Genomic DNA, 10,957 nt, shown 5'->3' with positions numbered 1-10,957 from the left:
GTAGGGAGTAGGGAGTAGGGAGTAGGGAGTAGGGAGTAGGGAGTAGGGAGTAGGGGGAAAGATATGTCTAATAAAAATAATTGTGATTATCTAAGCTAGTTAATGTTAAATATCTGTTATTTTTATGTCCTGAAAAATGCTAATAAAGTAAGCATTTCCTGCGGAATGCTGCGCGACATGAATGCGCAGCGAAGCAAGCGAAACAGCTATTAGCTGTCAGCTCATCCTAGGTCATGCTACGCAAACAGCAATAAAAATGAATGAAGCAAGAATTCGTTTAACTCATACTATATTTTAAACCCATAAATTGAAGCACAAGAACGAAGAGTTTGGGTTTTCAACCCATACAATTCATATGGTTGAAAGCTGTTAAGGAAGTTCCTCCTACGGAGGCTAGCTGATAGCTGAATGCTTACCTAATAAATAACTATAGCAAAGGCAATTATTATATCAAATTCATGCCTAATATACTTAATATACTTAATACTTAAAGTAAAATAAGTACAGAAATGTTAATATATTTGCTGCCCACTATGAGGTGAAGTATTTAATTATGTTATGCCATTGATATAAAAATAATTTCTTGAAGAAGCAGTCAGGAAATAGTAATCTTTGTTAGTTGGGAATTCAACCCCTACCAATTGTAGAGAACCCAGGTAAAGGTGGCAATTTAAACCCTATAAAGCTTTCATCTAATAGTCAGGTCTAAATTACCAAAATTACTTCTTAATGATGACTTATAGGTGTTCATTCAGCATCTCCCTCAAGAGAAAGCTGTTCAACTTAGTAAGCTCTATTTAGTCAATTTTGACTTTGTTATAGTTTCATAAAAAATAAATAATATCAATCCATATTTCCTAAATCCTAACTCCTAAAAACCCAATGCTTTGTCGCAATATTTTTTGAAACTGGCATTACATGATTATCATCCCAAATAATTGCAAATTCTATGAATTACACACCAACTTTGAGTAGAACATCTCTTTTTGAATTAGCACACTCTGGTGATTTTCAGGCTATTAGTCACTGGATTAATAAACAACTAAAACCCCAAGGAATTTCAGCTCGTATAGCTAAAGAAACTACTGGCTCTCTTGGCTCTCTACAAGTTTTAGTAGAATTTCAGCGTGAACCTCCCGTAGATAAATTAATTAAGTTTATCTGTCATCAACTTGCTCAAGTTAACTCTCCTCTACTAGAAAGAGTAAAAATTGTGGGGCGTTTGAGTGGTTCACCCAACATACTGTGGAAACACTCTGTGAGAATTAATTCCTCTACAAAAAGAAACTTAAATAAGCAATCTAATTTGGCAAACAAAACTGATAACCTGAAATTTCAAACATTTCGCTCTTTAATGTTAATAGGTTCAGCTGTAGCAGCTTTTATTTTAGGTTGTTGGGTAAGTTATTATTCAGTTCTATTAAGACATTCAATTTCAGATAAGTGGGTAGAAACTGCTACTGAAAAAGTACAAGTAATTAATCATAAAAATATAGCTAACCCAAACGATGATACTGTCACCTTAATGTTTGGTGGAGATGTTAATTTATCTCATCCAGTTTCTAATTTAATCAAAGGAAATTATAAGTTACCTTTTGCGAAAATGGATGAATATAGAACAGCAGATTTGGCTATAGTTAATCTAGAAAATCCTCTAACTCGTTCTACTCTCAAAAGTACAACTCAGCCAAAAGAATTAACAGTAGATCCCAACTATGTTAAGGTATTAACTTCCGGAGGAGTCGATCTGGTAAATTTAGCTAACGATCATACTATCGGTTATACAGAAAAAAGCTTAGTAGAAACAATAGAAACTCTAGAAAATGCAGGTATTCATTCTTTAGGGGCTGGCAAAACAAAAGAAGAGGCGAGAAGACCAAAAATTCTTGAGGTTAAAGGCCAAAAGATTGCATACCTCAATTATTATGATACAGATATTCAACCAACTGCTGGCTCGGTAAACATTAATATTCGTAATAATGATCAGATAGCTTCAGATATTCAAAATTTGAGAAAGCAGGTAGACTGGATAATTGTTAATTATCATTGGGGAGTTGAATTATCAGAATATCCTGGAGACTGGCAGATGAATATAGCTAGGATGACAATTGACCAAGGTGCTGATTTGGTAGTGGGACATCATCCGAAAGTATTGCAGGGGGCAGAAATTTATAAGGGGCGACCTATTGTATATTCTTTAGGTAATTTTATTTTTGGAGATACTTCTAACCAAGAGAGTGATTATAAGACTGCTGTCTTGAAAGTCTCCTTGTCTTCAAAACCAGAAAAAATGAAGATTGAGTTTTTGCCAGTAGAGGTTAATCAATATCAACCTCAAATTGTCAAAGGTGAAAAAGGAAAGGAAATTCTCAAACACATTGCAGAAATTTCTAGTGTTTTTCATCAACCAATGAGAACTCCTGTAGCAATAGATCCAATAAATAAAAATTTTAATTTTGTTGGTATTGACTCTCTTCCCAGGGAACCAAACTCTAACACTTTATCAACTCCAACTTTACCTAAGTTACCTGAAAAATCTCTAGAAGGCAATGGAGATTCCACAGACTCTCCTGCACAGAATTCAGAGCAAGAAACAAGTATGAATACTAACAATAGCTTTTCTCTACCACCAATATTAAATCCTCAAGCAAATTCCGAGGAAGCACAAGATTCTTTCATTCAAAAACCATTTATCAAACAACCTTTTATTGAATTGCCTCGTTTACAAATTTAATCAAGATTATACTAATATTAAAAACTATTAGTATTCAAACTATCCTATCTTTTAGTTTAGTTATTTGGTAAAGTGAAAATGCTGATCAAGACAGCATATAGTATACAGTACAAAGTGAAAAAAACTCTTACAAAATTAATAGTTGCTAGTAAATTACTATTAAGAGACTATTTGTCAAGAAAATATTAAGGCTGGAACCGATGGTATAAATTTACATTTGTGGCTAATAGCAAAAATCCTCATTTAATTTAGTTAATATTTCCAGAATATTTTTTTGACCAATAGTTAATTGGGTTTTCTTGCAACCCCCCTACTACCTATTTCCTATTCACTTTTTTAGATTTATTGATATATTTAGTCTCTAATCACAAAAAAACTAGACATCTAATTATTGCTGTGCTGATTAAATCTAAAAGCACTGACAGGTAAAGTTCAGCGACTAACAATGTTCATGCGATGAGGTGTCGATACAATTAATAATTAATAATTATCCCTTCTTTCAAGAAGGGGATTGGCTAAAAGGAATTTTTTTGATTTATCCCCTGGAAAGGAGAGGCTTCAAGGTGCGAATTGTTGAATGAATAATTAATTAATTAATCTTAATTATTAACTATTAATTATTTGGTAAGTGCATCGTTAAGTAAAAAAAAAGTCCCTGGTTTTGACTGGAAAACTCTCAAAAAGTGAGCATCAAAGGTAGAATATATAGCAGAAAAATCAAGGGAGAGATATATTCGACTATCTCCTCTAAATTCCTCGTTTCTCCTAACTAATATCTAGTCCGCTCCTCCCCCACTCCTCTACTCCTTCAAAAGACTTTTTCAGCAAACCCTAAATAATCATTGCGTAAATTACCAAAAAAGTTTATTTTTATTGCTACCGATAATAACCCAGTACCTAATATCAAGCTTGATAAGTGTTCGCTAAAATTTCTTGAGTAAGGGAGTCGGGTAAAAGTAAAAATATAAATAATTAACAATGACTGGCGTACTAATTACTAAAGATGTCATTTCGCCCAGATTAATTACTTAATAAGTGAACCTTCACCTAAGAATAGCATTCTTTTTTCATGCTTGGTATAATATTAAATACTCAATTCTTGAATTAAAATAAAAACTGTGTTTGCCATTGCACTACAACAGAAAAAATACAAAACTTATACCCTCTCTGATTTAGCATTTAATTCTAGTATTGATGTAGTGCCAGAGAGAGGAGGAATAATTACCAATTGGTGTGTAAAGAATCAGGAGCTACTTTACCTTGATACTAACAGATTTGAGAATCCAGAATTAACTGTAAGAGGTGGAATACCTATCTTGTTCCCTATTTGTGGCAACTTACCAGACAACAAATACAAATACAATGGTAATGATTACTTTCTCAAACAACATGGATTTGCACGAGACCTACCTTGGGAAGTCATAGGAAAGTCCAATCAAGATAAAGCCTCAATAACTCTAGTTTTAACCAGCAATAGATTAACCAGAAATATTTATCCATTCGATTTTAAACTTACCTTTACCTACCAACTGAAAGGTAACTCTCTAGAAATATTCCAAACTTATACTAACTTGGGCAATACACAAAAGATGCCATTTTCCACAGGACTGCATCCTTATTTCTTAGCTCCAAATAAGCATCAGCTCCACTTTAATATCCCTTCAATGCAATATTTGGATCGGAATACGGGAACTCTACATGATAATTATTGTAAATTTGATTCTAAACTAGATGAAGTGGATGCAGTCTTTGAAAAATTAACAGGTTTGGCCACAACTGTCTACGATCAAAGTCGTGGTTTAAGAATTACACTAAGTTATACTTCTGCATATTCAACTATTGTCTTATGGACAGTTAAGAATCAGAATTTTTACAGTTTAGAGCCATGGACAGCTCCTGCTAATTCTCTAAACACAGGTTATCGTATGGTTAATTTAGAGCCTGGGTCTTCTTGTGAAATGCTAATCAGACTCACTGCAACATTTGTGTAATGCTTGTATACTTTAGTCGAGCATTTAGTACACCATTAATTTGTCCCCAAAATAAATATGGACTTTATCGATCAAAAAATTACTTTTCCATAGCCAGTTGTCACAAAATATAAAATTTTTTCCGAAAACCCTTGCAATATTTGTTATGACTATGCTAATGTTAGTAATTGTGTGAGAGAAAAAGAAATACATACTATCCCATAGGGAAGTTAAAAAATTCTCAACCTCTCAAACTTAGTCATAGTAAAAGTTTAATTACTAACTTTTGACTTCATCTATAAATTAGGATCGCTAGCTCAATGGTAGAGTACTCGGCTTTTAACCGATTTGTTCCGGGTTCGAGTCCCGGGCGATCCACTAAAACTATATAAATAAAGCTAAATAATTAACAGCAAACCTCAAAAAAGACTCTAGGAAGTACCTAGGAGGATTTTTAATAGCCGCTTGAATAAAAACTAGCAGGCTTCAACCCGTAGCAGAAGTGTTCCTGGTTGATGATATCCAAAATTTGAGTCCACTAATCTCAATACCTACTTTGTTCAAAAGTGGGACTTTCGTAACTTTTACTCAAAGATTAAAAGATAAATTTAATATTTATAGACAGAATCTTCAATTTGTCTTAATATTGTCGTAAGAATTAAGCTTAAGTAAATCAAGTTGCTAATAAGCTAATAACAAAAAATATTAGGAGGAAAAGGTATGGCTATCGTACCAATGCGCTTACTACTAGACCATGCAGCAGAAAACGGTTATGGAATTCCTGCATATAACGTCAACAACATGGAGCAAATTCAGTCCATTATGCAGGCGGCAGATGAAGCAGACAGCCCTGTAATCTTACAAGCTTCTCGTGGGGCACGCAAATATGCTGGTGAAAATTTTCTCCGTCACTTAATCTTGGCCGCAGTAGAAACTTATCCTCATCTTCCCATTGCGATGCACCAAGATCATGGTAATTCACCCTCTACTTGCTATGGGGCTATGCGCCACGGTTTCACTAGCGTGATGATGGATGGTTCACTAGAGGCAGATGCTAAGACTCCAGCTAGCTTTGAATATAATGTTAATGTTACTGCTGAAGTAGTTAAGGTTGCTCACTCTATCGGTGTAAGTGTAGAAGGTGAGTTAGGTTGTTTAGGTTCCTTAGAAACTGGTATGGGTGATAAGGAAGATGGCCATGGAGCTGAAGGTAAGCTTACTGAAGACCAACTTTTAACCGATCCAGATGAGGCTGTACAATTTGTAGAGCGAACTCAAGTAGATGCTCTAGCAGTTGCTATTGGTACTAGCCATGGTGCTTATAAGTTTACTCGTAAGCCTACAGGAGAAATTTTGGCCATTAGCCGAATTGAAGAAATTCACCGTCGTCTACCTAATACTCACTTGGTTATGCACGGTTCTTCTTCTGTTCCTGAAGATTTATTGGCTATGATTAACGAGTATGGTGGTAATATTCCTGAAACTTACGGTGTACCTGTTGAAGAGATTCAAAAAGGTATTAAGAGTGGTGTTCGTAAGGTGAATATTGATACTGATAACCGCTTGGCTATTACTGCTGCTATTCGTAAGGCTGCTGCTGAAGATCCTTCTAATTTTGACCCTCGTCACTTCTTGAAGCCTTCTATTAAGTTAATGAAGCAGGTATGTTTGGATCGTTATCAACAGTTTGGTACTGCTGGTAATGCTAGTAAGATTAAGGTTCAAACTTTAGATGAGTTTGCTGCTAAGTATGCTAGTGGAGATTTAGCTGCTACTACTAAGACTACAGTTTCAGTATAGTTTATAGCATAATTAGAATTTTCTACTCCAAATTCTGAAATATTTAATTAGTTAATGAGAAGCTGTCAAAATAACAGAAAGCTTCTCATTTTTTATTCTAATTTAGTCAAGACTTAGGGAGATATACTAGACATAGAGTAGAAAAACTATAACGTTATAGTTCCGTAGTGTTTAACCCTCAAAAATTCCTAAGTCCTCGATGATAAATTACGGAAATAACACAAAGCTTCTCATTTTTTATTCTAATTTAGTCAAGACTTAGGGAGATATACTAGACATAGAGTAGAAAAACTATAACGTTATAGTTCCGTAGTGTTTAACCCTCAAAAATTCCTAAGTCCTCGATGATAAATTACGGAAATAACACAAAGCTTCTCATTTTTTATTCTAATTTAGTCAAGACTTAGGGAGATATACTAGACATAGAGTAGAAAAACTATAACGTTATAGTTCCGTAGTGTTTAACCCTCAAAAATTCCTAAGTCCTCGATGATAAGTTTTTGAAATAACATAAAGCTTCTGATTTTTATTCTAATTTCATCAGGATGTAAGGATAAACACTACATACAGGGTGGAAAAACTATAACGTTATAGTTCTGTAGTCTTAAACAGTCCAAAATTTCTAATTTCTCAATGATAAGTTGTTAAAATAATAGAAAGCTTATAATTCCCATTTCTCCTAACTACTCCCTACTCCCTACTTTTACATTTTTCGTGAACTCCTCCCTGTTGACAGATGTAGTTAATTTGATCGGGGTTTAAGTTCTTGGCAAAATTGAAATTAACTCCTCTCAAATGATCCGATTTGAATGTATCTAGTGGAGTGGCCAAAAATTGCTCTGCTTGAGTAGGTTTTGGAACTGCCAATTTTGCCCCTTTTAAATCAGTTCCATTTAAGTTTGCTCCTCGCAAATCTGCCAAACTTAAATCTGTATTTCTTAAATTAGCATTTTGCAGTTGAGCATTCCGAAAGTTGACATTAGTTAACTGGGCTAAACTCAGGTCTGCTTTTTTCAAATTAGCTCTACTGAAGTTTGCTCCTGATAAATTTGATCCTTGCCAGTTAGACTCTCTTAGATCGGATGATTGGAAACTAGCACCTTCAGCTTTGACTTTACTTAAATTAGCTCTGTATAAATTAGCTTCTGATAAATCAGCACTTCCTAAATCTGCACCAGTAAAACTCGCCTCTCTTAAGTTTGCTCGGTGTAAGTCAGTTTCAATTAACTTGGCACTACTTAAATTTGCTTTTTTCAGGATAGAATCTGGCATTCTAGCTTTACTAAGAGTTGCTCTAAACAAATCTGCACGTTGCATGACAACTGGACCTAATACAGCACCCATTAAATTGGCTTCTATCAGATTTGCCCCACTCAAATCAGCAATTGAATCATCAAAAGTTCCTAAACGATTATCTTTTCCTGGTCCGTAAAAGCGACTATTCTTAAAACTAGCTTGATTCAGAATAGCACCTCTGAATTTTACTCCAGATAAATCCGTATTTTCTAATATCAAAGTAAAGCTTGCTGGTGTAGAAGTCACTTGGCCTAAATCTACTCCACTCAAATCAACATCTTTAACCAAGCCACTGTAAACTTTGAGAACCTTGGCGATCGCCTTTTGAGTTGCCCTTAGTCGTAGAGATACCAAAAGTTGTTCTTGAGAATTACCACCATAACTTAAAGAATCCAGATCATTTTTCAAAGCTTGATTTAAGCGACGTAGTTCTGGTAGGACTGTTGGTCCAGCACTGACCAAAGATAGTTGAATTCCATCAAGTATACTTGGTTCCTTTTCTTGTCCCAACAAATCTACTAATAATGGTATTGCGCGGGGATCTTTAGTCGAACCCAAGGCTAAAACTGAAACTCGTCGTTCCTGGGGTTTAGTGGAAGTTAAGGACAACTTGTTAACAAGAGCCAGAAACATATCATTATCTTGTTGTTTAAACTCCCGCCAATTTGCTTGATTTTGAATATAGACGTGAGTACCAAAAATAGTCCCCAAAACTGAGACCATACCTACAGTAGTCACAATTAGTAAAGTAATACCAGGATTTTTTCGTATCCAAGGCCATAAATAAAAACTTTCTGATTTTTTTTCAGTCAGAACAATTGTTGCTATAGAAATTTGTGTTTCAGTATCACCTAAACTAAAAGGATTAGAATCCAATTGACCAGAATTCGCATCTACAACAAAAGTATTTCCTAATTTATCGTGTCCAGTGCGACGTAGTTTATTAAAACGAACAAAATAAATATCAATGAAGGATGTTAATCCTCCCAATAATAAAAGGATTCCCAAAGAAGGAAATGCTCCTGTCATGCGCCAAATTAAGTAGGCAGTTCCCATAGGTAATCCCCATTTTCCCACACCCTCGCGAATCAAGGTTTTTTTCCAACCTGGAGAATTTCCTAAAGCTGCCACAACTCTCACTTCAAACCAACGCTTAGGCAATGTTTGACCTGTTGTGGCTAATAAATATAACTGCCAAGCTACAATTACTGGAGGAGCTAATAATGCTCCAGACCATAGTAGATTAGCTAGAGGGGTTACTTTTTGATAACGGTTTCGTAAAGGAATTCCGAAAGTATTGGCAATTACTTCTGTAGTTTTTGCTACAACTGGGTTAAGAGGAACAGATTTGTTGCCTATATTACCTAACTGACCGAGCCAAAATGGAACTGTTCCACTCACTACAATGAGAGATACTTCCGTAGCCCAAGCACCACATCTACGAACCCAGATTGGTAGTTGCTTAGATTTTAACTGCCACGATGTCTCTGGGTTATTATTAATCCCTGAATCACAAGTCGGGCTTGTCATACTTTATATATTTACTTTAATATTTTCAACTTTTAGATTGACTATTTTGCATCGTCAGTATGGTATTATAACTAAATTTACCTGTTTTTAGCCTTGATTTTTGATTTTCCTAACTAGGAACAAATAGGGGACTAATTTTACATTTAAACTGGTTTTGTCTCTACTTTACCCATACTTGATCGAGTTATCTGTTATCTCTAAATATTATTAACAGATAAAATCCGTAATAAATCTATACAGTTTTTGAAACGAATTTCACAGATACTATATACTATTGTTTTCTTGTGGTCAAACTGATATTTGAAATTTTGTTTACAATTGCCATAATGATATGACACTTCTCATATTAATGATGAGATATAGTATTTTTCCCTCCTCTACATTCTCTATTTTGGTATTATCTATTACCTAGAATTCAGAACTTGTGTACCTCTATCTATGTCTTTGAGAAATGCTATATAGCTATAGCAGTCCTATTTTATTTGTGTATCAAAACCTTACTGCTTTTAGGGAACACTTAACTGGCAGTAGTTACAAGTTTTTTATCTACTTTTTGATTTGCCATGACCTATGCGCGGATTGCTATATATAACTTGTTTAACTTTGAGAAAAAGTTTTTACATAATCAGTATATAGATAAACCCAATAAATATAGTGGTTATTTTTTGATGATTAGGGTTTGATTGAGCTAGATTTTGAAAATTAATTATCATCTCAAAAATCTAGATATTAGTGTTTTTTTATTTGTCTTTGTCTGAGTAATTAGGGGGGATTAAAAAACGATATCCAAGATAAATTACTCCTCCAAATACCCCTATAGTAATTAATAAAGAAACTAAACTGACAACAGCCTCTAATATTTTGATGACAAATATAGGAATCATAATTAATCCTATAATTTTTCCCCATTGAGGAAGTGTCTGAAACCATTCTAAGAATTGTGCAAAAAAAACTTGAATTGATTTCACAACGTTATATAGGAGAGTGAATGAATTTGAAGTATATTCCTCATCTAGTTCAGGATTTTTTTTAAAGTTTTGATTGTTTTGATAACTCATTGGAGAATTGAATTATATATAATTTCACTAATCAACTTATAGCATTTAGTAATTGTGAGTTATAAGTAATAAATTTAGCAACTCTAATTTTAATAATAGGTGATATAGTCTTTTTCATCTTGGTCAGTTACACTAACCAGTCTTGAAAAAAATAGAGAATTACAGAAACAACAAAACTTATTTATGAGAACTGAATGCTAATTACTATAATACTGAATGGTAATTACGATAATATATATATATTTATATATTATCAATAGATTTTACATCAGCTTCCATGAAACTTGTGATAGATAGATTGTTGAATATTTTGGTAGTGCATCAGCAAAGTGTGGGATAAGTCGGGTATGGCTGGCTAATATAATCTCAAAGCACTGATATATAAAGGTTAAACGCCCAGATGGGAGCCAAAAAAGTGCCTATTTTTTAGCCTTTGAGACTAAAAAGTTAGGACGACTGGCAGAATTGCACAAAAAGATACAGGTACAATTATTCCTCCAAATGTTCGGACGTCTTCCCACATTCCCCACACTCCCCACACTTCCTTGACGCACTACAAATATTTTCTT

The 10,957-nt window shown here is 34.2% G+C and carries 5 protein-coding genes and 1 tRNA gene; 4 read left to right on the top strand and 2 right to left on the bottom strand.

The window, feature by feature from the left end; translation table 11 throughout:
• The first annotated feature begins 949 nt into the window (after positions 1-949).
• From ACP6PK_RS23480 to fba, 4 genes are all read left to right on the top strand, one after another.
• Positions 950-2,734: a CapA family protein gene (locus tag ACP6PK_RS23480; RefSeq protein WP_426563149.1), complete on the top strand. Its 1,785-nt coding sequence runs from the start codon at positions 950-952 to the stop codon at positions 2,732-2,734.
• 1,118 nt (positions 2,735-3,852) lie between these two features.
• Complete coding sequence (locus tag ACP6PK_RS23475; protein ID WP_426563147.1) at positions 3,853-4,725, top strand: aldose epimerase family protein; 873 nt, start codon at positions 3,853-3,855, stop codon at positions 4,723-4,725.
• 285 nt (positions 4,726-5,010) lie between these two features.
• Positions 5,011-5,082: transfer RNA gene (locus tag ACP6PK_RS23470), tRNA-Lys, on the top strand.
• Between the two features lie 342 nt (positions 5,083-5,424).
• Positions 5,425-6,504, top strand: a complete 1,080-nt coding sequence (gene fba, locus ACP6PK_RS23465) for a class II fructose-bisphosphate aldolase (protein ID WP_426563145.1) — start codon at positions 5,425-5,427, stop codon at positions 6,502-6,504.
• A gap of 690 nt (positions 6,505-7,194) precedes the next feature.
• Here fba and ACP6PK_RS23460 read toward each other — a convergent pair.
• Positions 7,195-9,330, bottom strand: coding sequence for a pentapeptide repeat-containing protein (locus tag ACP6PK_RS23460; protein ID WP_094671370.1), 2,136 nt, complete (start codon positions 9,328-9,330; stop codon positions 7,195-7,197).
• 740 nt (positions 9,331-10,070) lie between these two features.
• Entirely contained in the window at positions 10,071-10,388 is a 318-nt protein-coding gene (locus ACP6PK_RS23455) for a hypothetical protein (protein WP_426563143.1), read from the bottom strand.
• Positions 10,389-10,957 lie beyond the last annotated feature (569 nt).

Source organism: Dapis hubbardiae BLCC-M172 (assembly GCF_050016015.1).
Lineage (GTDB): Bacteria > Cyanobacteriota > Cyanobacteriia > Cyanobacteriales > Microcoleaceae > Trichodesmium.
Note: the sequence above shows the minus strand (reverse complement) of the source record. Positions and strands in the feature narration are given on the sequence as shown.